Below are 26,173 nucleotides of genomic sequence, written 5' to 3' on the forward strand. Positions count from 1 at the left end.
GCTTTGCGTTTCTCAGGCGGCGCGGGCGGCAAGCGGCGCCGCGATCAGCCGGGCGCCGTCATGGCCGGTGATGTCAGCCTGGACGATTTCGCCCGGCGAGCCGGTGGCAAGTGCCGCCAGCGTGAAGCCTTCGGTGCGGCCGAGGCCGTCGCGTTCGATCAGGATCGACTGGCGCGTTCCGGCCAGCGACGACAGATGGCTGCGATACGCGGCTTCACCGGCGGTGCGCAACCGGGCGGCGCGCTGCTTGACCACCTCGCGGTGAACCTGCGGCATGCGCGCGGCGGGCGTACCCTCGCGGGGGCTGAACGGGAAGACGTGAAGGTGGGTCAGCCCGCATTCCTCGACGATCTTTTCCGAGTTCTCGAACATGTCGTCGGTCTCGGTCGGAAAGCCGGCGATGATGTCGGCGCCGAAGACGATGCCCGGGCGCAGCTTGCGCACATCCTCGCAGAAGCGGATCGACTGATCGCGCAGATGCCGGCGCTTCATGCGCTTCAGGATCATGTCGTCGCCCGACTGCAGCGACAGATGCAGATGCGGCATCAGCCGCGGCTCGGTGGCGATGGCGTCGAGCAAATCGTCATCGGCCTCGATCGAATCGATCGACGACAGTCGCAGGCGCTTCACGTCCGGCACCTGCTTGAGGATCGTCTTCACCAGCTTGCCGAGTTTTGGCGCACCCGGCAGGTCGGCGCCGAAGCTGGTCATGTCGACGCCGGTCAGCACGATCTCGGCATAGCCGTTGGTGCTGAGCCGCTTGACCTGCTCGACCACGGCGCCCATCGGCACCGAGCGCGAATTGCCGCGACCATAGGGAATGATGCAGAAGGTGCAGCGGTGGTCGCAGCCGTTCTGCACCTGGACGAAGGCGCGGGCCCGGCCCTCGATGGCGTCGACCATGTGGCTGGCGGTCTCACGCACCGAAAAGATGTCGTTGACGCGCGCCTTCTCGGTGTCGTTGACGCCGAAATCCGGCAGCGCGCGATAGGAATGCGCTTTCAGCTTCTCCTCATTGCCGAGGACGAGATCGACCTCGTCCATGGCGGCGAAACTCTGCGGCTCGGTCTGCGCGGCGCAGCCGGTGACGATGATGCGCGCCCGCGGGTTGTCGCGGCGCGCCTTGCGGATCGCCTGCCCGGCCTGGCGCACCGCCTCGCCGGTGACGGCGCAGGTGTTGAAGATCACCGCGCCGCCTTCCAGCGCGCCGAGACCGGCGGTTTCAGCCTCGCGCCGCATCACCTCGGATTCATAGGTGTTCAGCCGGCAGCCGAAGGTCACCACGTCAATCGCCTTGGAGATGGGGCCCTCGGAGACCGGGCCCTTGGATAGACCGGACATCAGGCCGCGCTCTCGGTGTCGCGGGCCCAGATGCCGGTCGACGGATCGAAGCTGCCCGAAAATTCCCATTCGGCGGCACCTGTAAGGATGACGTGGTCGTCGTCGCGCCATTCGACATGCAGCGTGCCACCGCCGGGGGTCAACAGGCTGACGCTCCGGCCGGTCCGCTTGGTACGGGCCGCGGCAACCACCGATGCGCAGGCGGCCGACCCGCAGGCCTTGGTCAGGCCGGCTCCGCGCTCCCAGGTGCGGACGACCATGGTTTGCGGTGAGGTAACCTGTGCGATGGTGATGTTGGCGCGCTCGGGAAACATCGGGTGGTTCTCGAGCAGCGGGCCGAAGCGGTCGAGTTCATAGGACCAGACATCGCGGTCGACCCAGAAGATGGCGTGCGGATTGCCCATCGAGACGACCGAGGGCGAATGCAGCACCGGCGCGTCGATCGGGCCGATCTGCAGCTCGATCATGCGGGTGTCGCGGAATTCCTCGGCCAGCGGGATGTCCTGCCAGCCGAAACGTGGCGTGCCCATGTCGACCGAGATCGAGCCGTTGGCATGTTCGCGTGCATTGAGGATGCCGGCCACGGTCTCAAAGGTGAAGGTCTTCTGGCCGGTCTCGGCGGCCAGCGCCTGGACCACGCAGCGCATGCCGTTGCCGCAGGCCTGCGCCCCGGAGCCGTCGGAATTCAGGATGTCGATGAAAAAGGCGGTGCCCGGCGTCCTGGCGTCGTGGATCGCCATGATCTGGTCGAACCTGGTCGCGGCGTCGGCGTTGAGCGCGATGGCCGCAGCCGGCGTCACCCGATCGGCACGGCCACGCATATCGGCAACGATGATCTCGTTGCCGATGCCGTTCATCTTGGCGAAGGGGGCCGTGCTTGCCATTGCTCCGAAAATTCCGTGTCCGTTTGGCGCTATATGGCGGAAACGGGCAGGAATTACCAGTGCGGAGCAGCTTTACGTCACCGCGAAGATGCCAAGCACCACGAGCAGGAAGATGATGAGAACGATGCCGATGAGGATGCGCGCGCCGGTGGCGGCGGCGCCAGCCAGTGCCGGCATGCCGAGCAGGCTCGCCGCCGCGGCGACGATCAGGAGAATGATGATCCATTTGATCATGGGAATGCCTCGTAACCCGACAGATTTTGAAACCGCATGGAAACGCGGCTGTCGCGCTTGGGTTCCCGCTGGCTGCGAGGCGTATGTCGGGAGCAAAACTAGCCGGCGATCTCGATATCGGTGGTGAAGGGCGCCGTCTTGTTGGAATTCTGGTCATGCATGAGGAAGTCGCACCGGTATTTGCCGGGCGGCAGGCCATCGAGGGAAAGATCGAGTTTGAAGAACAGTTCGCGGTTATGCGAGCGAGAAGCGACCTGAACGCTGCCAATCTTCTCGAAGGTGCCCAGAGGCTCGCCCGATTCTGAAAGCACGGTGAGGTCGACGGCAAGCGCGATCTGGCTGTTGCCAAGGCCATCCGAGCCATAGCCATATCCAACCGGTTCCATATAGAGCACGACCTTCTCGCCAGGCTTGTAGATGTGATTGGCACGCTCGCTATAGATGCCAAAGCCGCCGGCTGTGTCGACCTGTTTGACGTTCTGCACGCCAAGCGGCATGGCTTGCCATAGCGCTTCCTCGGCGCTGCGGAATTTTTCCAGCGCGCCGGCGCCGTCACCCGCCTGCAGCGCCTTTTCCGCTTCCACGGCGCGGTCGCTGATTTCACCCGCGAAAGCGGTCGGCGTCGAGATCGCCAGCGCCATCAGAACTGCCATGATCGATTTCATGCGAACTCCCTTTGCCTGCCCGGGCGGACCATCGGCGAAAAAGGTCGTGCCGTAAATGGCCAATGCAGACTTCAGCCATGCTTTATCTCGGGTACGTCCCAGACTTCTCCCGGCTGCAAGGCGCGAAAGCGCTCCTGCGGGATGCCTTGGTCGTCAAGCGCCTGAGCCAGCTTTCGGACCGGCTCGTCGATCGGTTCGTCCGTGAGCTGGAAGGTGCCCCAGTGGCAGCCGGCGGCATAGGCGGCGTTGCACAGCTTCATGCCTTGCACGGCTTCCTCCGGGTTCTGGTGCTGCGGCGCCATGAACCAGCGTGGCTCGTAGGCGCCGATCGGCAGGATGGCGAAGCGGAAGCCGTCATGTTTCTCAGCCATCAGCCGGTAGTTGGCGCCATCGTGGAAGCCGGTGTCGCCAGCGAAGTAGATATTGCCGCCCGGTGTCTCGATGCCGAAACCGGCCCACAGCGCCATGCACCGGTCGCGGGTGCCGCGCGCCGACCAGTGATGCACCGGCTCGACATGGATGGCGACGCCATCATGGGTGTCGACCCTGTCGCCCCAGTCATGCGCCGACAGCCGCATGCCGGGCACGGCGCCGTCGATGAGGACGTCGTTGCCGAGGGGCGTGAGTACCAGCGGGTCGTGCTTTGCCTTGAGCCGCTTCAGCGTCGCGAGGTCGAGATGATCGTAATGATTATGGCTGACCAGCACGAGGTCGATCGGCGGCAGGCGGACGAAGGCGATGCCCGGCGGACTGACGCGTCTTGGTCCAAGAAAGGAAAACGGCGACGTACGTTGCGACCAGACCGGATCGGTGAGGATGTTCAGGCCGGCGGTCTGGATGAGCAGCGAGGAATGGCCGACCATCGTCACCCTCAGAGCGGAGCCTTCGACCCTTTCCACGGGATCTGCCTGCTGAAACGTACTCGGATCGGCCGCCGGCCATTTCGAGCGCCCGCCGCTCAACTGCCATTTCAGCAGGTCGGCGAAGCGCCCGGCGGCCGGCCGTCGGGGTTGAAGAACAAGGTGCCGTCGAAATGATCGCTTGGCGGGCCGCTGTAGTAGCGATTGGCGGCTGTCTTTTTCGCGGCCAATGTTGCGGCTCCGGCGGGTTTGCGTCTGCTAGACATAGGCCCTGCGTCGGCTGGCGCAAGCATTTGGCTCCCGAATGCCAAGGGCCGGGAGGCCGGCTCGATTAGGATCGCCAGGGATCGCGGAGCGGGAGGACGACGCCATGGCGATGAAACGGACGAAGACCCCATGGATGAAGGCCGAGGACTTCGGCCGCTCGTTGCCACGCGGCATCGGCGTCAACCTATTGGTGCGCGACATGGTGGCCATGGAAGCCTTCTGCCGCGACGTACTTGGTGCGCGCGTGATCTACGCCGATGAGGATTTCGCGGCGATCGAGTTGCTGGGATCGGTTTTCATGCTGCATGCCGACCATTCCTATCTCGACAACCCGATGACCGGGGTGATTGTCGGCAGCGAAACACGCGGGGCCGGGATAGAGTTGCGCCTCTACGGCGCCGATCCCGATGCGATCGAGACGGCGGCACGGGATCACGGCCACATCGTGCTGGCTGGCGCGCTCGACAAGCCGCATGGCTTGCGGGAAAGCTATATCGTCGGACCTGATGGATATGTGTTCGTGCCGAGCGCCCCACTGGCCGGGTGATTGCGATAAATTTGCAACAAATTTTGCCACAAACCGTATTTTAACCATATCGGGTTGAAATTTCGCCACCTTCTCCATCTTGGTGGAGGTGAGATTGCGCGGACGGCATCCCCCAAGCCGGATCCGACGGAGGTTGGAATGACTTTTTCGAAAATCGGCCTGGTGGCCGTATCGCTGGCGGCGCTCGTTGCGAGCGGCTGCTCGACCTCACGGTTCTCGTCGATGGATGACCAGCAGCCCGCGCCGCTGCAGCCGGCCCCGTCCGGCCAGGTGACGGCGAATCAGCTGCCGCCGCCGGCCTCGCCCGGGACCACCGATCCGTCGCAGTTCCCGACGGCGCCGGCGAATACGCAGGTTGCGTCGTTGCCGCCGGACGGCACGGCGCCCGCTGGAGCCTCGGATCTGACCGCGGCCAGCGTCGCTGGCGTCTGGACCGCCAGCGTTTCGGGCCAGACCTGCAAGGTGGCGACGCCGCAGACCAAATTCGGCGCCGGCTTCCGCGCCGGACCGCTGCATTGCCCGGCGCCGATCGACGGCATCAAGTCGTGGAACGTCGCCGGCAAGCAGCTGACGCTCTATGACGAGAATGGCGGCACGCTGGCACGGCTCTATTCCTCTGGCGGTTCGAAATTCGACGGCCAGACTTCCAACGGCCAGCCGATTTCGCTTACAAGATAAGTCTGACCTTCCTCTTATGTTCTTACGCAATTCCGGACGGAAAGCCGCTACACACTTTTCCTGGAATTGCTCGACAACGACGTGACCTATGCATCTGCGCGACGGCCTCCAGACCCATGCGACCGTCAGGCAGCGCTATGACCATCTGGTCGAGACGGGCGCGATCGAGCGCGATCCGGCGCAGGAACGGATCGCCGCCGCGCTCGACCGGCTGATCAACGAAATCTCGGCAAAGCGGCTGGCGCACAAATCCAGCGCGCTGGGCTGGCTGTTTGCCCGCAAGCGCGAGACGCATGAGGCGGTCAAGGGCCTCTACATCCACGGGGGCGTCGGCCGCGGCAAGACCATGCTGATGGACATGTTCTTCGAACTGCTGCCGGTGCGCCGCAAGCGCCGTGTCCACTTCAACGACTTCATGGCCGATGTGCAGGACCGTATCCAGAAGCACCGGCAGGCGCGCAAGAATGGCGACGTCAAGGAGGACGATCCGATCCCGCCCGTGGCCAAGGCCCTCGCCGAGCAGGCCTGGGTGCTGTGCTTCGACGAGTTCTCGGTTACCGACATTGCCGATGCGATGATCCTGTCGCGGCTGTTTTCGGCGCTGTTCGCCAGCGGCGTTGTGCTGGTCGCGACCTCGAACGTGGCGCCGGAAAATCTCTATGGCGACGGGCTGAACCGCCAGCTTTTCCTGCCGTTCATCGGCATCCTGGAGCGGCACACGCATGTGCTGTCGCTCGACACCGACAAGGACTACCGGCTGGAAAAGCTTGCCCGCACGCCGGTCTATGTCACGCCGGCCGATGCCGCTGCCGACCAGGCGCTCGACGAGGCGTGGCGGGCCATGACGCACGGTGCGCCGACGGCCGAGGCGTCGCTGACCGTCAAGGGCCGGCATGTGGTGATCCCGCGCGCTGCGGGTGTCGCGGCTCGCTTCTCTTTCGCCGATCTTTGCGAAAAGCCGCTCGGGGCACGCGACTACCTGGCCATTGCCGGCCGGTTCTCGACCCTCTTCATCGACCACGTGCCGGTGCTGGGCGAAGGCAAGCGCAACGAGGCCAAGCGCTTCATCCTTTTGATCGACACGCTCTACGATCACCATGTGCGGCTGGTGGTGAGTGCCGAGGCGCCGCCACAGCAGCTCTATGTCGCCAAACGCGGCGTCGAGGTCTTCGAGTTCGAGCGCACCGCATCACGCTTGATCGAGATGCAGAGCCGCGACTGGCTGGAAGACTGGGCCGAGCGGCAGAAGGCGAAGGATCCGGTGAACAGGCTCGAAGACCGGCACGGCGAGTCTCCCGTCGCCACGATCTGAGCCTTTCAGGCGGGTGGCAAGGTTCCGGCAACAACCGTGTAGTGATCGACGAATTTGGATTTCTCCAGGAGATAGCGATCATCTTCCGGATAGTAGCGGGCCAGTTTCGGTGCGTCGCCGGCAAAGCTTCGCACGGCATCCATTGATGACCACCAGCTCAATGTGACGATCTCCGTCGTTCCGTCGCCACGATCACGCATAAGCATTTGGAAGCCGCGGTTGCCTTTCGTGGCCGCGTAGTCAAGGCCTCCTGTCCTCTCGACATAGTCGGCATAGGCAGCGCGATCCTGTGTGCGGATGACGGACGACCAGCGACGCAGGATGAGCGGTTCCGTTTTGGTCATGGCCAATCTTCCCTGTTGTTCAACCTGGAACGATCCTAGAGCCTGTAAACGTACATCACGAACGGCTCGGCCACCGAATCGCGCGATTCATAAAGTGCGCGGGCGGCGAGATTGTCCGGCTCGGTGCCGACCCAGGCCTCCTCGCAGCCATGCTCCCTGCCGATCGCGAACATAGCGTCGAGCATCTTTCGCGCGACGCCCCGGCGCCGGAAGGCCGGCGAAACGCCGACCTCGTCGACATAGAGTTCACTGACCTTGTCAGGATGGCGATGGATGACCGCGGCGCATTGACCGACGACCATGCCGTCGGCCAGCGCCACGATCATGAAATGGCCGGGTTCGGCGAGGTAGGCAGCCAGCCGATCCGGCCTGACCGGCGCGTCGAACACATCCTCGGCGACTTTCATCACAAGGGCGTCATCGCCCGCCTCAAGCCTTATGATTTCCATCTTCATCGTGTAAATACTCCCAAGTCGGCTTATCAATTTTGACGTTTACGTAAATCCCAAACAGTCTAACCGATTGAAAATGCTCACTCCAAAATAATCGTTTGAATTTCTCGCGCACCGGAGCTATTGGGTGCGGCGAAATCTCGCGGGTCCCCGCAACATTCCGGCCTCTTCCTCGACGCCGTATGGCGCCGTCACAGACAAAGGGAAAACATCCTCACATGGCACGCAACAAGATAGCGCTCATCGGCTCTGGCATGATCGGCGGCACGCTCGCTCACATGATCGGCCTCAAGGATCTCGGCGACGTGGTGCTGTTCGATATTGCCGAGGGTATTCCGCAAGGCAAGGGACTCGATATCGCGCAGTCGTCGCCTGTCGACGGGTTCGATTCCAGGCTGACCGGCGTCAACGACTATGCCGGCATCGAGGGCGCCGACGTCTGCATCGTCACCGCCGGCGTGCCACGCAAGCCGGGCATGAGCCGCGACGACCTCCTGGGCATCAACCTGAAGGTCATGGAACAGGTCGGCGCCGGCCTCAAGAAATACGCGCCGAAGGCGTTCGTCATCTGCATCACCAATCCGCTCGATGCCATGGTGTGGGCGCTGCAGAAGTTTTCCGGCCTGCCAAAGAGCCATGTCGTCGGCATGGCCGGCGTGCTCGACAGCGCGCGCTTCCGCTATTTCCTGGCCGAGGAGTTCAAGGTCTCGGTCGAGGACGTCACCGCCTTCGTGCTTGGCGGCCATGGCGATTCCATGGTGCCGATGATCCGCTATTCGACGGTATCGGGCATTCCGCTGCCCGACCTCGTCAAGATGGGCTGGACCTCGAAGGAAAAGCTCGACCAGATCGTGCAGCGCACCCGCGATGGCGGCGCCGAGATCGTCGGCCTGCTCAAGACCGGCTCGGCCTATTACGCGCCGGCCGCCTCGGCGATCTCGATGGCCGAAGCCTATCTCAAGGACAAGAAGCGCGTGCTGCCCTGCGCGGCATTCCTCTCCGGCCAGTACGGCGTCAAGAACACCTATGTCGGCGTGCCCGTGGTGATCGGCGCCGGCGGCGTCGAGCGCATCATCGAGATCGACCTGAACAAGAGCGAGCAGAAGATGTTCGACAGTTCGGTGGCGACGGTGCAGGGCCTGACCGAGGCCTGCGTCAAGATCGCCCCGCATCTCGCTTCGAAGTGAACCTCCAGTAAGTGACCCGGAGACAATCCAGATGAACATCCATGAATATCAAGGCAAGGCGCTGCTGAAGGCTTTCGGCGCGCCGGTGGCCGAAGGCGTGCCGGTATTCAAGGCGAGCGAGGCGGAAGCCGCCGCCAAGGCGTTGCCCGGTCCGCTCTATGTGGTGAAGAGCCAGATCCATGCCGGCGGCCGCGGCAAGGGCAAGTTCAAGGAGCTCGGCCCCGACGCCAAGGGTGGCGTGCGGCTGGCGAAGTCGGTGGCCGAAGTGGTCGCCAACGCCAACGAGATGCTCGGCCACACGCTGGTGACCAAGCAGACCGGTCCGGCCGGCAAGCAGGTCAACCGCCTCTACATCGAGGACGGCGCCGATATCGACCGCGAGCTCTATCTGTCGATCCTGGTCGACCGCTCGGTCGGCCGCGTTGCCTTCGTCGTTTCGACCGAAGGCGGCATGGACATCGAGGCGGTCGCGCACGACACGCCGGAAAAGATCATCACCGTCGCCATCGATCCGGAAAAGGGCGTGACGGCAGCCGATCTGAAGGCGCTCAACGGCGCCCTGAAGCTCGACGGCGAGGCTGCCAAGGACGGCAACACGCTGTTCCCGATCCTCTACAAGGCCTTCGTCGAGAAGGACATGAGCCTGCTCGAGGTCAATCCGCTGATCGTCATGAAGAACGGCCGGCTGCGCGTGCTCGACGCAAAAGTGTCGTTCGACAACAACGCGCTGTTCCGCCACCCGGACGTGCTCGAACTGCGCGACACTACCGAAGAGGACGAGAAGGAGATCGAGGCGTCGAAATACGACCTCGCCTATGTCGCGCTCGACGGCAATATCGGCTGCATGGTCAATGGCGCGGGCCTGGCCATGGCGACGATGGACATCATCAAGCTCTATGGCGCCGAGCCTGCCAACTTCCTCGATGTCGGCGGCGGTGCGTCCAAGGAAAAAGTGACGGCGGCGTTCAAGATCATCACCAAGGATCCGGCGGTCAAGGGCATCCTGATCAACATCTTCGGCGGCATCATGAAGTGCGACATCATCGCCGAGGGCGTCATTGCCGCGGTCAAGGAAGTCGGGCTGAAAGTGCCGCTGGTGGTGCGCCTGGAAGGCACCAACGCCGAGCTAGGCAAGAAGATCATCAACGACAGCGGCCTGAACGTGGTTTCTGCCGACGACCTCGACGACGCCGCCAAGAAGATCGTGGCGGCGGTGAAGGGCTGATCTGGTGCCTCCGCGCAAGATAAACCTGGTCGAGGCGGCGGATGCGAGGATCACCAAGGTCTTCGATCCGCATATCGCCGGCGACGTGAATGACAGCCAGGCGAAGGTGGCAAAGTTTGGCAAGGTCTTCGACTGGCACGCGCATGAGAAAGAGGACGAAGCCTTCCTCGTGCTGCGTGGGCGTATCGCCATCGATTTCCGCGACGGTCCGGTCGAACTCGGCGAGGGCGATTTCATCGTCGTGCCGCGTGGCGTCGAGCACCGGCCGCGTTCGCTGAGCGAAGAGCCTGTCGTGCTGATGTTCGAGCCGGCGACGACGCTCAACACCGGAAACGCCAAGAGCGACCTCACCGTCGCCGACCTGAAGCGGCTCTGACCATGAACGCGGCGCCCTTCTCCTCGCTTTCGGCCGATCACCAGCGCCTGCAGGCGCTGGTCGGCGCGTGGCGTGGCGAAGAAGAGGTGGCGGCCACACAATGGACCGATGCCGGCCCCGCGACCGCCGAAGTGCTGGCGGCGGCCGAATTCGGCGGCCTGTTCGTGGTGCAGCGTTATCGTCAGCGCCGCGATGGCACGATTTCGTTCGGCTCGCACAACGTCTTCGGTTTCGACCAGCCGAACAGTCTCGTCACCATGCACCAGTTCGATTCGACGGGGTTTGTGCCCGCCGCACCCGCCACCGGCGCGTGGAACGGCAGCGAATTGGTGTTGATGAGGTCGTCGCCACGCGGATCGGCTCGTGTCACCTACACTTTCGATACAGACAGCACCTATCGCATGCGGCTGGAGTTCCAGCCGGCCAGCAACGACATTTGGCAAGACATGGTGAGCGGCGTCTACCAGCGCGTTTCACCTTCCTCGATCAACGGTTTTTAAAAAGGGCTCCCATGTCCATTCTCGTCGACAAGAACACCAAGGTGCTGGTGCAGGGCCTGACCGGCAAGACCGGCACGTTCCATACCGAACAGGCGCTGGCCTATCACGGAACCAAGATGGTCGGCGGCATCCATCCGAAGAAGGGTGGCGAGACCTGGACCGGCTCGAAGGGCGAGAGCCTGCCGATCTTCGCCACCGTCGCCGAGGGCAAGGCAAAGACCGGCGCCAACGCCTCCGTCGTCTATGTGCCGCCGGCGGGTGCCGCCGAAGCGATCCTGGAAGCGATCGAGGCCGAGATCCCGCTGATCATCTGCATCACCGAGGGCATACCGGTTATGGACATGATCAGGGTCAAGGCGAGGCTCGACCGCTCGACCTCGCGGCTGATCGGCCCGAACTGCCCGGGCGTGCTCACCCCCAACGAATGCAAGATCGGCATCATGCCCGGCAACATCTTCCGCAAGGGCTCGGTCGGCGTTGTTTCGCGCTCGGGAACACTTACCTATGAGGCTGTGTTCCAGACCACCAATGTCGGCCTCGGCCAGACCACCGCCGTCGGCATTGGCGGCGACCCTGTCAAGGGCACCGAGTTCATCGACGTGCTCGAGATGTTCCTCGCCGACGACGAGACCAAGTCGATCATCATGATCGGCGAGATCGGCGGTTCGGCCGAGGAGGACGCCGCGCAGTTCCTCAAGGACGAAGCCAAGCGTGGCCGCAAGAAGCCGATGGCCGGCTTCATCGCCGGGCGCACGGCGCCGGCCGGCCGCACCATGGGCCACGCGGGCGCGGTCATCTCCGGCGGCAAGGGCGGCGCCGAGGACAAGATCGCGGCGATGGAATCGGCCGGAATAAAAGTTTCGCCCTCGCCGGCCCGTCTCGGCACGACGCTGGTCGAGGCGATCAAAGGGTGAGAAACGATCGGCCGCTGGCCGACGAAAGGCCAATTGCCTGGCTTTTCGAATTTCGAACGCCCGGCGCGAAAGCGAAGGGCCGGAAATGGAATGAGGGCTGGCGGCGGTTCGTTGGCCTTGAGGGGAACAAGGACGGGTGAACCGTTCGACATCGCGGCAATGCCGCAAACGTAAGGAGACGGAGCACGGGCTCCGCTAAGTGACATGGCAAGACAAGATCAGGCCAACGACCAATTTTCGCTCACCTCTTTCCTCTATGGCGGCAACGCCGACTACATAGATGCGCTCTATGCCGCCTATGAGGACGATCCCGCCTCGGTCAATCCCGAATGGCAGGAGTTCTTCGCCGGGCTGAAGGACGACGCCGGCGACGTGCGCAAGAACGCCAAGGGTGCCTCCTGGGCCAAGCCCTCATGGCCGCTGCAGGCCGATGGCGAGCTGGTGTCGGCGCTCGACGGCAACTGGGGCATCGTCGAGAAGCATCTGGAAAAGAAGGTCAAGGACAAGGCCGTCGTCAACGGCATCGCCCTTTCCGACGCCGACGTGCACCAGGCGACGCGCGATTCCGTGCGCGCCATCATGATGATCCGCGCCTACCGCATGCGCGGCCATCTGCACGCCAATCTCGACCCGCTCGGCATCGCCAAGCCGCTCGAGGACTACAATGAATTGTCGCCGGAGAATTACGGCTTCACCGAAGCTGACTATGACCGGCCGATCTTCCTCGACAATGTGCTGGGGCTCGAATTCGGCACCGTCCGGCAGATGCTGGAGATCCTGACCCGCACCTATTGCTCGACGCTCGGCGTCGAATTCATGCACATCTCCGATCCCGAGGAAAAGGCCTGGATCCAGGCGCGCATCGAGGGCGCCGACAAGGAGATCACCTTCACCGCGACCGGCAAGAAGGCGATCCTGCAGAAGCTGATCGAATCCGAAGGCTTCGAACAGTTCGCCGACATCAAGTACAAGGGCACCAAGCGTTTCGGCCTCGATGGCAGTGAAGCGCTGATCCCGGCGCTGGAGCAGATCATCAAGCGCGGCGGCCAGCTCGGCATGAAGGAGATCGTGCTCGGAATGGCTCATCGCGGCCGGCTGAATGTGCTCTCCCAGGTAATGGCCAAGCCGCACCGCGCCATCTTCCATGAGTTCAAGGGCGGCTCGGCCGCCCCCGACGAGGTCGAAGGTTCTGGCGACGTCAAGTACCATCTCGGCGCCTCGTCGGACCGCGAGTTCGACGGCAACAAGGTGCATCTGTCGCTGACCGCCAATCCCTCGCATCTGGAAATCGTCGATCCTGTCGTGATGGGCAAGGCGCGCGCCAAGCAGGACTACCTGTTCGGCCGCAGCCGCGAGGAGATCGTGCCGCTGGAGGAGCGCGCCAAGGTGCTGCCGCTCTTGCTGCACGGCGACGCCGCCTTCGCCGGCCAGGGCGTGATCGCCGAAATCCTCGGCCTGTCCGGGCTGCGCGGCCACCGCGTCGCCGGCACGCTGCACTTCATCATCAACAACCAGATCGGCTTCACCACCAATCCGCGCTTCTCGCGCTCGTCGCCCTATCCGTCCGACGTCGCCAAGATGATCGAGGCGCCGATCTTCCACGTCAACGGCGACGATCCGGAAGCGGTGGTCCATGCCACCAAGGTGGCGATCGAATTCCGCATGAAGTTCCACAAGCCGGTGGTGGTGGACATGTTCTGCTACCGCCGCTTCGGCCACAATGAGGGCGACGAACCGGCCTTCACCCAGCCGATCATGTATCGCAACATCCGCAACCACAGGACGACGGTGCAGATCTATGCCGACCGCCTGATTGCCGAAGGCCATATCACCCAGGCCGAGTTCGACAAGATGAAGGCGGACTGGCGGGCGCATCTGGAGTCGGAGTGGGAGGTCGGCCAGCACTACAAGCCCAACAAGGCCGACTGGCTCGACGGCGCCTGGTCGGGCCTGCGCACGGCCGACAACCAGGACGAAACGCGGCGCGGCAAGACCGCCGTGCCGGTCAAGACGCTGAAGGAAATCGGCAAGAAGCTGACCGAGGTGCCGAAGGATTTCGAGGCGCACAAGACGATCATCCGGTTCCTGGAGAATCGTCGCCAGGCGATCGAGTCCGGCGAAGGCATCGACTGGTCTACGGCCGAGGCGCTGGCCTTCGGCGCCATCCTGCTCGACGGCAACCCGATCCGGCTGTCGGGCCAGGATTCCGAACGCGGCACCTTCTCGCAGCGCCATTCCGTGCTCTACGACCAGCGCGACGAAACCCGCTACATCCCGCTCAACAACCTGTCCGCCGCGCAGGCCGGCTACGAAGTCATCAACTCGATGCTGTCGGAAGAGGCGGTGCTCGGTTTCGAATATGGCTACAGCCTTGCCGAGCCGAAGGCGCTGACGCTGTGGGAAGCGCAGTTCGGCGACTTCGCCAACGGCGCCCAGGTGGTGTTCGACCAGTTCATCTCGTCGGGTGAGCGCAAGTGGCTCAGAATGTCGGGCCTCGTCTGCCTGCTGCCGCATGGCTATGAGGGCCAGGGTCCGGAACATTCCTCGGCGCGGCTCGAGCGTTTCCTGCAGCTTTGCGCCGAAGACAACATGCAAGTGGCCAACTGCACGACGCCGGCCAACTACTTCCACATCCTGCGCCGGCAGTTGAAGCGGGACTTCCGCAAGCCGCTGATCCTGATGACGCCGAAGTCGCTGCTGCGCCACAAGCGGGCGGTGTCGACGCTGCCGGAAATTTCCGGCGAGAGCTCGTTCCACCGGCTTTTGTGGGACGATGCCCAGCTGCTTCCCGGCCAGGCGATCAAGCTGGTCAAGGATTCGAAGATCCGTCGCGTCGTGCTGTGCTCGGGCAAGGTCTACTACGACCTCTACGAAGAGCGCGAGAAGCGCGGCATCAACGACATCTACCTGCTGCGCGTCGAACAGCTCTATCCATTCCCGGCCAAGGCGCTGATCACGGAACTGTCGCGCTTCCGCAACGCCGAGATGGTGTGGTGCCAGGAGGAGCCCAAGAACATGGGTGCCTGGTCGTTCATCGACCCGTATCTGGAGTGGGTGCTGGCGCATATCGACGCCAAGCATCAGCGGGTGCGCTACACCGGCCGTCCGGCTGCCGCGTCGCCGGCGACCGGACTGATGTCCAAGCACCTTGCCCAGCTCGCCGCCCTGCTCGAAGACGCGCTCGGCGAATAAACAGAACCCGACAAGAAACGGACAGGCACAATGGCTACCGAAATCCGCGTTCCCACTCTCGGAGAATCCGTCACCGAAGCGACCATCGGCAAATGGTTCAAGAAGGTGGGCGACGCCATTGCCGCCGACGAGCCCTTGGTCGAGCTCGAGACCGACAAGGTGACGGTGGAGGTGCCGGCCGCCGCCGCCGGGACGCTGAGCGAAATCACCGCCAAGGAAGGCGAGACGGTCGGCGTCGGCGCTTTGCTGGGTTCGATTTCGGCCGGCGGGGACGCCGCCGCACCAGCGACCAAGCCGCAAGCGGTGTCGCAGGCCTCGAGCCCCGACGCGGCGTCCACCGTCAAGCAGGCGGCGGTCGAAACCGCCAAGATCGCCGGCGACGCCGGCGCGGTCGAGCCACGCGGCATGCCGCCGGCGCCGGCGGCGGCGAAGCTGATCGCCGAGAACAATCTGGCGGTCGATCAGCTCTCCGGCTCGGGCAAGCGTGGCAGGTACTGAAGGGCGACGTGCTCGACGCGATCTCCAAGGGCGCGCCGTCGCAGCCGGCCGAAACGCCCAAGGCGGCACCGGCGCCCGCACCGGTCACTGTCCGTGCACCGTCCTCGGGCGACGATGCGTCGCGCGAGGAGCGCGTGCGCATGACCAAGCTGCGCCAGACGATCGCGCGCCGCCTCAAGGAAGCACAGTCGACCGCCGCCATGCTGACCACCTTCAACGAGGTCGACATGTCAGCGGTGATGGCGCTCAGGACCAAATACAAGGATGTGTTCGAGAAGAAGCATGGCGTCAAGCTCGGCTTCATGGGCTTCTTCACCAAGGCGGTGACGCATGCGCTGAAGGAAATCCCTTCGGTCAACGCCGAGATCGACGGCACCGACATCATCTTCAAGAACTACGCGCATATCGGCGTCGCCGTCGGCACCGAAAAGGGCCTCGTCGTGCCTGTCGTGCGCAATGCCGACCAGATGTCGATCGCCGAGATCGAGAAGGATATCGGCCGGCTGGGCATCGCCGCGCGCGACGGCAAGCTGTCAGTCGCCGACATGCAGGGCGGCACGTTTACCATTTCCAACGGTGGCGTTTACGGGTCGCTGATGTCGACGCCGATTCTCAACGCGCCGCAGTCCGGCATTCTGGGCATGCACAAGATCCAGGACCGGCCGGTGGTGGTCGGCGGCCAGATCGTGATCCGGCCGATGATGTATCTGGCGCTCAGCTACGATCACCGCATCGTCGATGGCAAGGAAGCCGTGACCTTCCTGGTGCGCGTCAAGGAAAGCCTGGAGGATCCGGAACGGCTGGTGCTCGATCTCTAGGGTTGGTTCGGTGGCTGAGCCTGTCGAGACAATCGACCTGTTCGAGCTTGTAGCGACAGGCCGGGCGGGGCCGATCGAACTTGGCAAAAGCAGCCGCGAAACGGTTCGAGACTTGATAAATCCGGAGGATCTGCGCGCCGATAATCATTTTCGCCACGGAGACACCGAGTCGGCGTGGTGCATCTATGGCGCGAATTGCGAGTTCTTTTTCAGTCCCGATTTTCGCTTACGGTCGATTAGCGTCGAACCTATCTTCGGAAGAATGCAATCGGGGGGAACGATGCCGACTTGGTACGGCTATCTGGACGTCGATGTGGGGCGGCATCCCGTATCTTTTGCAGGCACAAAGCCGATAGCCATACATACTTTGCCCAAGGCACTGCAGTTCCTGAACAAGAGTGAATTCAAGTGGGCAATCGGCGGTGGTCGTGAGCGCGACGTTTATATCGAGCTGGCGGAGAGTTCCCGCATCTTGACCCTCAAATATGAGGTGAACACCATTCCGGTCGACAGGAATGAAAACATCGCGTTCGAGATAGACTATTTTCTTTCGACGGTCTTCATCCTCGATCAAGCTGTTCAAGGCGGATAGCAGTGACGATCCCCTCTTTCTTGTCCGAAAGCCTGTCGACTGCATCGATAGCGGTCGGCGCGGCCATGATCCCAGCGACCGCTTATGCCGCTTGCCCGATCGAACTCGCCGTCTATGGCGATGCGCAGAGCGGCAGCGAGATCGATTTCACGCCGACCGGAACCTCCGCGACCGTCACCAACACGTTCCGGATGATCCTCGACAACAATGTCGTGCTGAACGGCATCGTCATGTGGAATGAAGGCGTGTCGCGGCCGAACAGCGCGGTGATGTACAAATGCCCGGAGGGCGACGTCACCGGCGAGGAGCTCGCCGCCTGCACGGCCTGGCATGGCGTCATCTACACGTCGGACGACAAGGGCAGCATCGGGCTGCTGCCGGCTGAAGGTGTCGATGCGCCGAAGACGCTGATCCTGCCGGATCTCGGTCCGGCGCTGCGTCAATCCTCGGCCTATGGCGGCAGCGGATTTTCGAAAGTGCCGTGGGATGTGTTTGCCTTGAAGGGATGCCAGGAATGAGCGAGGCGCAAAAGGTGCTGCTGGTCACCGGCGGCAGCCGCGGCATCGGCGCCGCGATCTGCAGGCTCGGGTCGAAGGCCGGCTATCGCGTGGCGGTCAACTACGCCTCGAACCAGAATGCCGCCGACGCGCTGGTCAGCGAAATCAAGGCGGCCGGCGGCGAAGCTTTTGCCGTCAAGGGCGATGTCGGTAGCGAGGCCGATGTCGTGGCGATGTTCGGCGCCGTCGACCGCGCCTATGGCCGGCTCGATGCTTTCGTCAACAATGCCGGCATCGTCGACGTCAAGGCGCGCGTCGACGAGATGGATGTCGCACGGCTCGAGCGCATGATGCGCATCAATGTCGTCGGCTCGTTCCTCTGCGCCCGCGAGGCGGTCAAGCGCATGTCGACGCGCCACGGCGGGCCGGGCGGATCCATCGTCAACATTTCGTCGGCCGCGGCTGTGCTGGGCTCGCCGGGCGAATTTGTCGACTATGCCGCCTCCAAGGGCGCCATCGACACTTTCACCATCGGGCTCGCCCGCGAGGTGGCGCTGGAAGGCATCCGCGTCAATGCAGTGCGACCTGGCCTCATCGACACCGAAATTCATGCCTCCGGCGGGCAGCCGGACAGGATAGAACGGTTCCGCGATATACTGCCGATGAAGAGAGCCGGCACCGCGGATGAAGTCGCGGGCGCGGTTCTCTATCTTCTATCCGACGCCGCGTCCTATACGACGGGCGCGATCCTGAATGTAAGCGGCGGCCGCTGAGCCCCAATCGAGAAGGACAGTATCATGGCTTATGACGTCGTTATCATCGGATCGGGACCGGGCGGCTATGTTTGCGCCATCAAGGCGGCGCAGCTCGGGCTGAAGGTCGCGGTGGTCGAGAAGAACGCGACCTTTGGCGGCACCTGCCTCAACATCGGCTGCATTCCGTCGAAAGCGCTGCTCCATGCCTCCGAGATGTTCGCCGAGGCCGGCCACTCCTTCGACACGCTCGGCGTCGAGATATCAGCGCCGAAATTGAACCTGAAGAAGATGATGGCGCACAAGGATGCGACAGTGTCGTCGAACGTCAACGGCGTCGCCTTCCTGTTCAAGAAGAACAAGATCGACTCGTTCCGCGGCACCGGCAAGGTGGTCGCGGCCGGCAAGGTCTCGGTGACCGGCGAGGACGGCAAGGTCGAGGAGATCGAGACCAAGAACATCGTCATCGCCACCGGTTCGGACGTCGCCGGCATTCCCGGCGTCAAGGTCGATATCGACGAGAAGGTGATCGTGTCGTCGACCGGCGCGCTGTCGCTGGACAAGGTGCCGGGCCACCTGGTGGTGGTCGGTGGCGGCGTCATCGGGCTCGAGCTCGGCTCGGTGTGGGCACGGCTCGGTGCCAAGGTAACCGTGGTCGAGTTCCTCGACACCATCCTGGGCGGCATGGACGGCGAGGTCTCCAAGCAATCCCAGCGGCTGCTGTCGAAACAGGGTTTCGAGTTCAAGCTCGGCGCCAAGGTGACAGGTGTGGCCAAGGCCAAGAAGGGTGCGACCGTCACCTTCGAGCCGGTCAAGGGCGGTGCCGCCGAGACCATCGAAGCCGATGCGGTGCTGATCGCCACCGGGCGCCGCGCCTATTCCGACAGCCTTGGCCTGAAAGAAGCCGGCGTCGAGGTGGACGAGCGTGGCCGGGTCAAGACCGACGGCCATCTCAGGACCAATGTATCAGGCATCTACGCCATCGGCGATGTCATCGCCGGGCCGATGCTGGCGCACAAGGCCGAGGACGAGGGTGTGGCGGTGGCGGAAACCATCGCCGGCCGGGCAGGCCACGTGAACTATGACGTCATCCCGAGCGTCGTCTACACCAGCCCGGAAATCGCCTCGGTCGGCAAGACGGAGGAAGAGCTGAAGAAGGCCGGCATCGACTACAAGGCGGGAAAATTCCCGTTCAGCGCCAATGGCCGGGCGCGTGCCATGCTGCACACCGATGGTTTTGTGAAGATCCTCGCCGACAAGGCGACCGACCGCGTGCTGGGTGTCCATATTGTCGGCTTCGGCGCCGGCGAGATGATCCACGAAGCGGCGGTTCTGATGGAGTTCGGCGGCTCTTCGGAGGATCTCGCCCGCACCTGCCACGCGCATCCGACGATGTCGGAAGCGGTGAAGGAGGCGGCGCTGGCCACCTTCTTCAAGCCCATCCATATTTAAGGCCTTTCATAAACTCTACTCCGGCGGCCATCTGGCGCGGTTTTCTCCGCTTCCGGTGCTCACGGACCTAAATGTCCGCTGTGCTCCGGTTCTCGAAAACCACACCAGCTGACTCCCCGGAGCGAGTTTCTGGAAAGGCCTTTCAAGCGCCTCAGCCCAAAACAAAACGGCCCGCTTTTCAGCGGGCCGCTCGTATTCGATGTCCAGCCGATCAGTTGGCCGGTGCGGCAGGAGCCGGTGCAGGCGCTGGTGCGGGCTCTGCCGGAGCTGGGGCCGCCGGTGCAGGAGCTGCGGGAGCCGGTTCGGCAGGCTTTGCCGGTTCGGCGGGCTTCATCGGTTCCGCAGGCGCGGGTGCCGGGGCCGGTGTGCTGGCTGCCGGCGGCTCGGCGGGTGCAGGATGCTCGCCGCTTCTTCCGAAAACATAATACGCGACAATCGCCAGAATAACGACGACCAGCGCAATCAACCAGGGGCTGCCGCCGCTGCTCGACTGGACGACCGTGGTGCGGTCGACGCGAGGGTCGGTCCCTGTCGGCGGGACAGGATTGAACGGGTCGTTTGGATTTGGTGCGTTCGCCATAAAAGTGTCCTCCGCGAATGAAAATGATCAATCAACATCCATCAACGCGCAACCATCGAATGGGTTTCACGCCAGCGGAGGAAAACACCGAAACGCGGCGCCGGAGCCTCCGCTGCCACCCGACTCAATTGACGGCGGTGAAGTATAGCCTGCTTTGCGGAAATCCTCGACCACCCCGCCGGACTGGCGGCATTTCGCCACGCAGCGAGCCGAGCCGACCGATGCTATCGTCGGTTGCGAGGGATTTGCCGGTATGATGCCCACTGCACAGACTTTTCCCGATCCCGAAGGCGCTCTGGCCGGCGCCCAGTTCGCCGACCGATACGTGCTGACAACCGATGGTCTCGCACTGACCGCGATTGGCGCGGCGGAACGCGTCCTGGGGCGCACACCGCGATGGGTTGGCCGGCTTATGCTGCTACGCAACCTCGCCGTCAGGCCATTTGGGCTGAAAACGGGAGCAGAACCCGACGTCCCTCCGGAACGCAGGATCGGCATATTTCCGCTCATGAGCCAGGCACCCGGCAGGGTCGTCCTTGGTCTGGACGACCTGCATCTCGACTTCCGTATCCTGGTGGAGGTGAACGACCTCGGCTCGGGCCGGCAGGAGGTGGCCGCGTCGACGATCGTGAAGACGCACAATCTGCTTGGGCGGACGTATCTCGCCATCATCAAGCCGTTTCACCGGATCATCGTTCCGGCAATGCTGGCTCAGGTTTTGATCAAGTAGGGTTAAAGCCCCACTGCCGTGACGGTATAGCCCGCTTTGCGGAAATCCTCGACCAGTCCATCGGGACCAGGAAGGTGCAGGGCGCCGACCGCCATGAAGGCATTGCCTTTGGCAAGGATCGGTTCGGCGTGGTCGACCATCACCTTGTTGCGGCTGGTGATCATGGTCTCCTCGAACGCCGCGTAGCTGCCGGCCCGGTCGCCTTCCGCGTCCGGGAGCACGGCGCGAAACAACGGCCAGAACATGCCGGTCTCGCCGCTTTGGTAGAGCACGATCATGGTCTCGTTGACGTCGTTGACCTTGTCGCCAAGCTTCACGGTATCGACCAGCCCTTTCATGTGAAAGGCGAGCGGCAGCGAGGCCATGGCGCGGAGCTGGCTGGCAGCCGTTTCCAATCCTTCCACCGGCTTGCCCGCGGCCTTGGCACTTTCCGCCAGCTTGACGTCGAGCACCGGTGCGCCGCCCGACTGGCGAGCAAGCTCGCAGGCCGGCAGTGCCAGCATCGCCGACAGCAGCCAGGGCTTCATCTTGGCGACCGTCAATGGCGGAATACCGCGTGCGTCGAGTGCAGTGTTCATGGCCGCGGCATCGTCCGGCGACAGCAACGACGACAGCGTCGTGTTGTCGGTGAACATCATCAGGTCCGGCTCCTTGAGCATCGCAGCCATCATCTTCTGCTTGTCGAGCACGTCGGTGGTCTCGATGACGATGGTGCCAGCGGCATCAAAGGCCGTTTGCGCGGCGGGCGGCAGCGCTGTCACGCGCGGGTCGGTCATGTGCATGGTGCCGAACAGGAAGGACGGCTTTTCGCCCGGCCTTTCCAGCTTCCACAGCAGGCCCTTGCCGTTCGGCGTGGCGGCGGCTTCCGCTTCGATCTTGCGGTAGGTGGCCGGATCGTCCTTTTGCAGGGCCGACAGCATGTCGGCGCCGGTGCAGGTCGGAATCTCGGCATGGGCCCTGCCGGCCGCGAACAGCAGGGCGGCGAGGAAAGACAGGAAAAACAGCACGTTGAGCGCAACGAGCAGCTTCAGCGAGATGAGAGCCGCGCGGTCGGCGACGGCGATGACGCGTTTCATGGCTCTATCTTCGTGTTTGACCATGATCTCTTCCCGAAAACCGGGGCCCACTCTTCCGGATCATGGTCTGGTGTAGGATCAAAAAGCGGCGAAACGGTTAACCGGCGCGGCGAAATTGTCTTGGACGAAGCCGCCGGTCATGCGCGGGGATGGGCGGACTCGTAGATTTCGAGCAGCCTCGCTGTGTCGACGCCGGTGTAGATCTGCGTCGTCGACAGGCTGGCGTGGCCCAGGAGTTCCTGGATGGTGCGCAGGTCGCCGCCGCGGCCGAGCAGATGCGTGGCGAAGGAATGGCGTAGCGCATGCGGCGTCGCCGTGTCGGGCAGATTGAGCGCCGAGCGCAGTTTGGCCATGTCGCGCTGGACGATGGCCGGGTTGAGCGGGCCGCCACGGGCGCCGCGAAACAGCAGCCCCTTCGGGTCGAGATGATACGGACACAGCCGTCGGTATTCGGCGATGGCGCGTAGCGCCACCGGCAGTACCGGCACCAGCCGCGTCTTGCCACCCTTGCCGGTGACGCGCAGCACGGTGTCGCTTGGCAACGCCAGATCGGCGCCGGCCAGTCCGAGCGCCTCGGAAATGCGCAGGCCCGAGCCGTAGAGCAGGGTCAGCACGGCTGCGTTGCGGGCAGCGATCCAAGGCTCCTCGGCCAGTTGGCCTTCGACGGACACGACATGCTTTGCATCGCTCGCCGTCAACGGTTTCGGCAGCGACTTGGGCTGGCGCGGGGCACGCAAGGCTGTGGCGCCAGCGGCATTGACGAGGCCGCGCCGTTCGAGGAAACGCAGCAGCGAACGGATGCCGGCGAGACCTCGGCCAAGCGTGCGGGCGCCGGCGCCGGCGTTGCGCCGGGCGGCGAGGAAGCCGCGCAGGTCGGCCGGGCGCAGATTGGCGATATCCGAAATGCCGGGCGAGCCGCCGCAATGGCCGGTGAGAAAATGCAGGAACTGGCGGGTGTCGCGCTCATAGGCCTCGACGGTTTCGGGCGACAGCCGGCGTTCGCGCGCCAGCATCTTCAGCCAGCTTTCACGCGCCGCCTGCAGATCGGGTTTTGCCGGGATGAGGAATTCCTGCATGACATGCTTTCATTCTTTGTCTCATGCATGTCGTTGTCGCCAAAACCGGAGCCACTTTTTTGGGCGACATGCATTCCCGGCCATTTTCCGGCAGCCGGGTTAGGAAGCGGTGAAGAGCGCGTCATTGAAATGACAATCGGGGAGCGTTAGAGCAAAGCCAAAGGATTTCATGCGATGAACAAGCCCCAGAACCCTGTCCAGATGGCCGTGATCGGCGCCGCCCACGGCATCAAGGGCGAGTTGCGGGTGAAAACCTTCACTGGCGAGCCGCTGGCGCTGGCCGACTATGGACCGCTCTACGCCAAGGACGGCCGCGCCTTCCAGATCGTCGACATCCGACCCGCCAACACCGTCGTCGTGGTCCGCTTCAAAGGCATCAGCGACCGCAACGCCGCCGAGGCGCTGGCCGGCACGGAATTGTTCGTCGATCGCTCAGTGCTGCCGGACGACGGCGAGGAGGACGAATTCTACCATGCCGACCTGATCGGGCTGGCAGTCCGGGACGACACCGGTGCTGACATCGGCAAGGTCGTCGCGGTGCACAATTTCGGCGGCGGCGATATCCTCGATGTGACGCTGGGCGGGCGCAAGGGCGTGCTGATCCCGTTCACGCAGGCCGCCGTGCCGCAAGTGTCGCTCGCCGATGGTTTTGTCCGCGTTGATCCGGCGGCGGCCGGGCTCATTGAAGACGAGGATGGCGATGCGCCTGGCGAAGAAGGCTTCGACCCGAAAGGCAGGCCGCGCGGACCAAGGGACGCCGGGGGCAACCGGTGACGTTCAAGGCCTCGGTGCTGACGCTTTATCCCGAGATGTTTCCCGGCGCGCTCGGCCTGTCGCTGGCCGGGCGGGCGCTGGAGGCGGGCACGTGGTCGCTTGAGGCAATCCAGATCCGCGACTTCGCCGCCGATCGTCACCGCACCGTCGACGACACGCCGGCCGGCGGCGGCGCCGGCATGGTGATGCGCGCCGACGTGCTGGCGAAAGCCATCGACCACGCCTCGCCGCCGGGCGATGCGCGGCCACGGTTGTTGATGAGCCCGCGCGGCAAGCCGCTGACACAGGCGCGCGTGCGCGACCTGGCCGCCGGGCCGGGTGCGGTCATTCTGTGCGGCCGCTTCGAGGGTGTCGACCAGCGGCTGATCGAAGCGCGGAACCTGGAAGAGGTCTCGATCGGCGATTTCATCCTCTCGGGTGGCGAGCCGGCAGCCCTTGTGCTGCTCGACGCGGTGGTGCGGCTGCTGCCTGGCGTGATGGGCAACTCGGTGTCTGGCGAGGAAGAAAGCTTCGAGAACGGCCTGCTCGAACATCCGCACTACACGCGGCCGCAGGAATTTGAAGGAAGGCCAATTCCCGAGGTGCTGATTTCCGGCAACCACAAGAAGATCGCCGCATGGCGGCGGGCGGAGTCGGAGGCGCTGACGAAAGAGCGGCGGCCTGATCTGTTGGTCGCTCAGCCTTTGGCAAAATAGTAAAAGGCGAGAAACAGGCCGACGGCGACGACGAAGCCGCGCACCACACTCTGCGGCACGCGCCTGGCGATCCAGACGCCGGCATAGCCGCCGAGCGCGCCGCCCGGGATCATGATGATCGCCTGCGGCCAGGCGACGACGCCGCCCGAGACGAAGACGATGATCGCCACCGCGGCGATGACGATGGCCAGCATGTTCTTCAGCGCGTTCAGCCGGTGATAGTCGCCAGCCTGGGTCAGGCCGAGCGTGGCCAGCATCATCACTCCCATGCCGGCGCCAAAGAAGCCGCCATAGATGGCGGTGACGAACTGCGCCAGGGAACCGGCCAGCGAGCCGACGGCGGCTTCGTGCCCCGGCTTCGGCGCAGGCTTGAGCCATGGCCCGGCGGCAAACAGCGCCGTTGCACCCAACAGCAGCCACGGCACCAGGACGCGGAAGGACGGGTTGTCGAGCGCCAGCAGGATCAGCGCGCCAGCCAGCGCGCCGGCCGCCGAGATCAGGCAGAGCAGCAGCGCGCCGCGCCAGAAATGCCTGATGTCGTCCGAGTAGGCGAGCGTCGAGGTGATGTAGCCTGGAAACTGCGTGACCGAGGAGGTGGCGTTGGCGACGATCGGCGGCAGGCCGACCAATGTCATGGCGCCGAAGGTGATGAAGGTGCCGCCGCCGGCGACCGCGTTGGCGGCGCCTGACAGAAAGCCCGCGAGGAAAAGCAGGATGGCGTCGAAGAAAGACATGAGGAAGCCGCCGTGGAAAACTATGCCAGGCCCGGCTTAGGAAGCTTGGCACGCGGGCGCAACCCCGCACCGGAGGATTGCGATGATGGCACGCGCGCAAAAAAAGACTCGGGCCAAGGCGTGACAAAGCGCCGAAATAGCTGTATGTGCCCGCCGAACCGGAAGAAGAATCTGCCGGACCCGTCAACAATGACGGTGTAGTCGCCCCTGCCCGATGTTTCCAACAAAGGGCATAGCCGAGCGGTCAATGGAACTGCAAGGCGAGTGTCGGACGCTCTGACTGTCGGAAGAACAAGAAGTGGACTTTTGAGATGGATATTCTCCGTCAGCTCGAGGCCGAACAGGCCGCCAAGATCGAAGCCAAGCGCAAGCTTCCCGAATTCCAGCCCGGCGACACCGTGCGCGTCCAGGTCCGCGTGACCGAGGGCACCCGCACCCGCGTCCAGGCCTATGAGGGCGTCGTCATCGCCCGCGCCGGTTCCGGCTTCCAGGAAAATTTCACCGTCCGCAAGATCTCCTACGGCGAAGGCGTCGAGCGCGTGTTCCCGGTCTACTCGCCGATGGTCGAAGGCGTCGAGATCGTGCGTCGCGGCAAGGTGCGTCGCGCCAAGCTCTACTACCTGCGTGATCGTCGCGGCAAGTCGGCCCGTATTTCGGAAAACACCGGCGTGCGCGCTCGCAAGCTGAACGACGAGGAGCGCGATGCGCTGAACGCCGAGAAGGCCCGCATCGAAGCCGAGAAGGTGGCCGCTGCCGAGGCGCTGGCCGTCGAGAAGGCCGCCCAGGACGCCGCCGAGAAGAAGGCTGCCGCCGAGGCAGCCGCCGCTGCTGAAGCGACCCCGGCGGAATAAGGTTTTCGTCAGCATGTTCAAAAAGGCGGCTTCGGCCGCCTTTTTTCGTTTGAGGCTAAGCCTGGGGTGG

26 protein-coding genes and 2 pseudogenes are annotated in these 26,173 nt (G+C 63.9%); 18 read left to right on the top strand and 10 right to left on the bottom strand.

Annotated elements, in window-relative coordinates; all coding sequences use genetic code 11:
- Positions 1–12: 12 nt before the first annotated feature.
- The 5 genes and pseudogenes from mtaB to AC56QQ_RS03655 form a co-directional block, all read right to left on the bottom strand.
- Entirely contained in the window at positions 13–1,341 is a 1,329-nt protein-coding gene (gene mtaB, locus AC56QQ_RS03635; RefSeq protein ID WP_497125590.1) for a tRNA (N(6)-L-threonylcarbamoyladenosine(37)-C(2))-methylthiotransferase MtaB, read from the bottom strand.
- A complete protein-coding gene (gene dapF, locus AC56QQ_RS03640; protein WP_497125591.1) occupies positions 1,341–2,225 on the bottom strand; it encodes a diaminopimelate epimerase in 885 nt (294 codons plus the stop codon). The genes mtaB and dapF overlap by 1 nt, the downstream gene beginning before the upstream one ends.
- A 72-nt stretch (positions 2,226–2,297) precedes the next feature.
- Positions 2,298–2,459, bottom strand: coding sequence for a DUF1328 family protein (locus tag AC56QQ_RS03645; RefSeq protein WP_091576005.1), 162 nt, complete (start codon positions 2,457–2,459; stop codon positions 2,298–2,300).
- 98 nt (positions 2,460–2,557) lie between these two features.
- The gene (locus AC56QQ_RS03650) at positions 2,558–3,124 is read right to left on the bottom strand and encodes a hypothetical protein (protein WP_091576006.1); all 567 of its coding nucleotides are present in this window, start codon (positions 3,122–3,124) and stop codon (positions 2,558–2,560) included.
- Positions 3,125–3,195: 71 nt separating this feature from the next.
- Positions 3,196–4,250, bottom strand: a pseudogene (locus AC56QQ_RS03655) (MBL fold metallo-hydrolase).
- Between the two features lie 104 nt (positions 4,251–4,354).
- On the opposite strand from AC56QQ_RS03655, the gene AC56QQ_RS03660 reads away from it, so the two are divergent.
- From AC56QQ_RS03660 to zapE, 3 genes are all read left to right on the top strand, one after another.
- Positions 4,355–4,798, top strand: a complete 444-nt coding sequence (locus AC56QQ_RS03660; protein ID WP_091576008.1) for a VOC family protein — start codon at positions 4,355–4,357, stop codon at positions 4,796–4,798.
- Between the two features lie 138 nt (positions 4,799–4,936).
- Positions 4,937–5,476, top strand: coding sequence for a protease inhibitor Inh/omp19 family protein (locus AC56QQ_RS03665; protein ID WP_489858497.1), 540 nt, complete (start codon positions 4,937–4,939; stop codon positions 5,474–5,476).
- Between the two features lie 88 nt (positions 5,477–5,564).
- Entirely contained in the window at positions 5,565–6,788 is a 1,224-nt protein-coding gene (gene zapE / locus AC56QQ_RS03670) for a cell division protein ZapE (RefSeq protein ID WP_497125592.1), read from the top strand.
- A 5-nt stretch (positions 6,789–6,793) separates the two neighbouring features.
- Here the strand turns inward: zapE and AC56QQ_RS03675 are convergent, their stop codons facing one another.
- Together AC56QQ_RS03675 and AC56QQ_RS03680 are read right to left on the bottom strand one after the other, a co-directional pair.
- Complete coding sequence (locus AC56QQ_RS03675; protein ID WP_497125593.1) at positions 6,794–7,132, bottom strand: hypothetical protein; 339 nt, start codon at positions 7,130–7,132, stop codon at positions 6,794–6,796.
- Positions 7,133–7,167: 35 nt separating this feature from the next.
- A complete protein-coding gene (locus AC56QQ_RS03680) occupies positions 7,168–7,587 on the bottom strand; it encodes a GNAT family N-acetyltransferase (RefSeq protein ID WP_497125594.1) in 420 nt (139 codons plus the stop codon).
- Positions 7,588–7,802: 215 nt separating this feature from the next.
- On the opposite strand from AC56QQ_RS03680, the gene mdh reads away from it, so the two are divergent.
- The 12 genes and pseudogenes from mdh to AC56QQ_RS03740 all read left to right on the top strand — a co-directional run bounded on the left by mdh (position 7,803) and on the right by AC56QQ_RS03740 (position 20,897).
- Positions 7,803–8,771, top strand: a complete 969-nt coding sequence (gene mdh, locus AC56QQ_RS03685) for a malate dehydrogenase (protein WP_256752040.1) — start codon at positions 7,803–7,805, stop codon at positions 8,769–8,771.
- Positions 8,772–8,802: 31 nt separating this feature from the next.
- Entirely contained in the window at positions 8,803–9,996 is a 1,194-nt protein-coding gene (sucC, locus tag AC56QQ_RS03690; RefSeq protein WP_489858493.1) for an ADP-forming succinate--CoA ligase subunit beta, read from the top strand.
- Positions 9,997–10,000: 4 nt separating this feature from the next.
- The gene (locus tag AC56QQ_RS03695; protein WP_497125595.1) at positions 10,001–10,372 is read left to right on the top strand and encodes a cupin domain-containing protein; all 372 of its coding nucleotides are present in this window, start codon (positions 10,001–10,003) and stop codon (positions 10,370–10,372) included.
- Between the two features lie 2 nt (positions 10,373–10,374).
- Positions 10,375–10,872 carry a DUF1579 family protein gene (locus AC56QQ_RS03700; RefSeq protein WP_497125596.1) on the top strand — a complete coding sequence of 166 codons (498 nt, stop codon included), beginning with the start codon at positions 10,375–10,377 and terminating at the stop codon, positions 10,870–10,872.
- A gap of 11 nt (positions 10,873–10,883) precedes the next feature.
- Complete coding sequence (gene sucD / locus AC56QQ_RS03705; protein WP_489858490.1) at positions 10,884–11,786, top strand: succinate--CoA ligase subunit alpha; 903 nt, start codon at positions 10,884–10,886, stop codon at positions 11,784–11,786.
- 204 nt (positions 11,787–11,990) lie between these two features.
- Positions 11,991–14,978 carry a 2-oxoglutarate dehydrogenase E1 component gene (locus tag AC56QQ_RS03710; RefSeq protein ID WP_497125597.1) on the top strand — a complete coding sequence of 996 codons (2,988 nt, stop codon included), beginning with the start codon at positions 11,991–11,993 and terminating at the stop codon, positions 14,976–14,978.
- 30 nt (positions 14,979–15,008) lie between these two features.
- Positions 15,009–16,294, top strand: a pseudogene (gene odhB, locus AC56QQ_RS03715) (2-oxoglutarate dehydrogenase complex dihydrolipoyllysine-residue succinyltransferase).
- Positions 16,295–16,304: 10 nt separating this feature from the next.
- Positions 16,305–16,886, top strand: a complete 582-nt coding sequence (locus tag AC56QQ_RS03720; protein ID WP_497125598.1) for a hypothetical protein — start codon at positions 16,305–16,307, stop codon at positions 16,884–16,886.
- 65 nt (positions 16,887–16,951) lie between these two features.
- Positions 16,952–17,404, top strand: coding sequence for a hypothetical protein (locus AC56QQ_RS03725; RefSeq protein ID WP_497128873.1), 453 nt, complete (start codon positions 16,952–16,954; stop codon positions 17,402–17,404).
- Positions 17,401–18,156, top strand: coding sequence for an SDR family oxidoreductase (locus AC56QQ_RS03730; protein ID WP_497125599.1), 756 nt, complete (start codon positions 17,401–17,403; stop codon positions 18,154–18,156). The genes AC56QQ_RS03725 and AC56QQ_RS03730 overlap by 4 nt, the downstream gene beginning before the upstream one ends.
- A 24-nt stretch (positions 18,157–18,180) precedes the next feature.
- Positions 18,181–19,587 (top strand): dihydrolipoyl dehydrogenase, encoded by a 1,407-nt coding sequence (gene lpdA, locus AC56QQ_RS03735; RefSeq protein WP_497125600.1) that lies wholly within the window; start codon positions 18,181–18,183, stop codon positions 19,585–19,587.
- Between the two features lie 833 nt (positions 19,588–20,420).
- Positions 20,421–20,897, top strand: coding sequence for a DUF2867 domain-containing protein (locus AC56QQ_RS03740; RefSeq protein ID WP_497125601.1), 477 nt, complete (start codon positions 20,421–20,423; stop codon positions 20,895–20,897).
- A gap of 2 nt (positions 20,898–20,899) precedes the next feature.
- On the opposite strand, the gene AC56QQ_RS03745 is transcribed toward AC56QQ_RS03740, so the two are convergent.
- Positions 20,900–21,973: a TraB/GumN family protein gene (locus AC56QQ_RS03745; RefSeq protein ID WP_497125602.1), complete on the bottom strand. Its 1,074-nt coding sequence runs from the start codon at positions 21,971–21,973 to the stop codon at positions 20,900–20,902.
- Positions 21,974–22,110: 137 nt separating this feature from the next.
- Positions 22,111–23,049, bottom strand: a complete 939-nt coding sequence (locus AC56QQ_RS03750; protein ID WP_497125603.1) for a tyrosine recombinase XerC — start codon at positions 23,047–23,049, stop codon at positions 22,111–22,113.
- A gap of 174 nt (positions 23,050–23,223) precedes the next feature.
- Between AC56QQ_RS03750 and rimM the strand changes: the two genes are divergently transcribed.
- Positions 23,224–23,823 (top strand): ribosome maturation factor RimM, encoded by a 600-nt coding sequence (gene rimM / locus AC56QQ_RS03755; RefSeq protein ID WP_497125604.1) that lies wholly within the window; start codon positions 23,224–23,226, stop codon positions 23,821–23,823.
- The gene (gene trmD, locus AC56QQ_RS03760; RefSeq protein ID WP_489858479.1) at positions 23,820–24,518 is read left to right on the top strand and encodes a tRNA (guanosine(37)-N1)-methyltransferase TrmD; all 699 of its coding nucleotides are present in this window, start codon (positions 23,820–23,822) and stop codon (positions 24,516–24,518) included. The genes rimM and trmD overlap by 4 nt, the downstream gene beginning before the upstream one ends.
- Here trmD and AC56QQ_RS03765 read toward each other — a convergent pair.
- The gene (locus AC56QQ_RS03765; protein ID WP_489858478.1) at positions 24,500–25,252 is read right to left on the bottom strand and encodes a sulfite exporter TauE/SafE family protein; all 753 of its coding nucleotides are present in this window, start codon (positions 25,250–25,252) and stop codon (positions 24,500–24,502) included. The two genes, trmD and AC56QQ_RS03765, sit on opposite strands and share 19 nt — an antisense overlap.
- Positions 25,253–25,563: 311 nt before the next feature.
- On the opposite strand from AC56QQ_RS03765, the gene rplS reads away from it, so the two are divergent.
- Positions 25,564–26,103 (top strand): 50S ribosomal protein L19, encoded by a 540-nt coding sequence (gene rplS, locus AC56QQ_RS03770; protein WP_256752025.1) that lies wholly within the window; start codon positions 25,564–25,566, stop codon positions 26,101–26,103.
- Positions 26,104–26,173 lie beyond the last annotated feature (70 nt).

The sequence above is a fragment of the Mesorhizobium sp. RCAM 05099 genome, from assembly GCF_059683685.1.

What these genes read in the sequence shown, in the direction of transcription:
- zapE (WP_497125592.1), top strand. Translation starts at nt 5,565, where the DNA reads ATGCATCTGCGCGACGGCCTCCAGACCCATGCGACCGTCAGGCAGCGC.
- AC56QQ_RS03650 (WP_091576006.1), bottom strand. Translation starts at nt 3,124, where the DNA reads ATGAAATCGATCATGGCAGTTCTGATGGCGCTGGCGATCTCGACGCCG.
- rplS (WP_256752025.1), top strand. Translation starts at nt 25,564, where the DNA reads ATGGATATTCTCCGTCAGCTCGAGGCCGAACAGGCCGCCAAGATCGAA.
- AC56QQ_RS03710 (WP_497125597.1), top strand. Translation starts at nt 11,991, where the DNA reads ATGGCAAGACAAGATCAGGCCAACGACCAATTTTCGCTCACCTCTTTC.
- AC56QQ_RS03665 (WP_489858497.1), top strand. Translation starts at nt 4,937, where the DNA reads ATGACTTTTTCGAAAATCGGCCTGGTGGCCGTATCGCTGGCGGCGCTC.
- rimM (WP_497125604.1), top strand. Translation starts at nt 23,224, where the DNA reads ATGAACAAGCCCCAGAACCCTGTCCAGATGGCCGTGATCGGCGCCGCC.
- AC56QQ_RS03765 (WP_489858478.1), bottom strand. Translation starts at nt 25,252, where the DNA reads ATGTCTTTCTTCGACGCCATCCTGCTTTTCCTCGCGGGCTTTCTGTCA.
- AC56QQ_RS03740 (WP_497125601.1), top strand. Translation starts at nt 20,421, where the DNA reads ATGATGCCCACTGCACAGACTTTTCCCGATCCCGAAGGCGCTCTGGCC.
- AC56QQ_RS03750 (WP_497125603.1), bottom strand. Translation starts at nt 23,049, where the DNA reads ATGCAGGAATTCCTCATCCCGGCAAAACCCGATCTGCAGGCGGCGCGT.
- mdh (WP_256752040.1), top strand. Translation starts at nt 7,803, where the DNA reads ATGGCACGCAACAAGATAGCGCTCATCGGCTCTGGCATGATCGGCGGC.
- AC56QQ_RS03675 (WP_497125593.1), bottom strand. Translation starts at nt 7,132, where the DNA reads ATGACCAAAACGGAACCGCTCATCCTGCGTCGCTGGTCGTCCGTCATC.
- sucD (WP_489858490.1), top strand. Translation starts at nt 10,884, where the DNA reads ATGTCCATTCTCGTCGACAAGAACACCAAGGTGCTGGTGCAGGGCCTG.
- AC56QQ_RS03730 (WP_497125599.1), top strand. Translation starts at nt 17,401, where the DNA reads ATGAGCGAGGCGCAAAAGGTGCTGCTGGTCACCGGCGGCAGCCGCGGC.
- AC56QQ_RS03745 (WP_497125602.1), bottom strand. Translation starts at nt 21,973, where the DNA reads ATGAAACGCGTCATCGCCGTCGCCGACCGCGCGGCTCTCATCTCGCTG.
- lpdA (WP_497125600.1), top strand. Translation starts at nt 18,181, where the DNA reads ATGGCTTATGACGTCGTTATCATCGGATCGGGACCGGGCGGCTATGTT.
- AC56QQ_RS03660 (WP_091576008.1), top strand. Translation starts at nt 4,355, where the DNA reads ATGGCGATGAAACGGACGAAGACCCCATGGATGAAGGCCGAGGACTTC.
- sucC (WP_489858493.1), top strand. Translation starts at nt 8,803, where the DNA reads ATGAACATCCATGAATATCAAGGCAAGGCGCTGCTGAAGGCTTTCGGC.
- AC56QQ_RS03700 (WP_497125596.1), top strand. Translation starts at nt 10,375, where the DNA reads ATGAACGCGGCGCCCTTCTCCTCGCTTTCGGCCGATCACCAGCGCCTG.
- AC56QQ_RS03680 (WP_497125594.1), bottom strand. Translation starts at nt 7,587, where the DNA reads ATGAAGATGGAAATCATAAGGCTTGAGGCGGGCGATGACGCCCTTGTG.
- mtaB (WP_497125590.1), bottom strand. Translation starts at nt 1,341, where the DNA reads ATGTCCGGTCTATCCAAGGGCCCGGTCTCCGAGGGCCCCATCTCCAAG.
- AC56QQ_RS03645 (WP_091576005.1), bottom strand. Translation starts at nt 2,459, where the DNA reads ATGATCAAATGGATCATCATTCTCCTGATCGTCGCCGCGGCGGCGAGC.
- dapF (WP_497125591.1), bottom strand. Translation starts at nt 2,225, where the DNA reads ATGGCAAGCACGGCCCCCTTCGCCAAGATGAACGGCATCGGCAACGAG.
- AC56QQ_RS03725 (WP_497128873.1), top strand. Translation starts at nt 16,952, where the DNA reads ATGATCCCAGCGACCGCTTATGCCGCTTGCCCGATCGAACTCGCCGTC.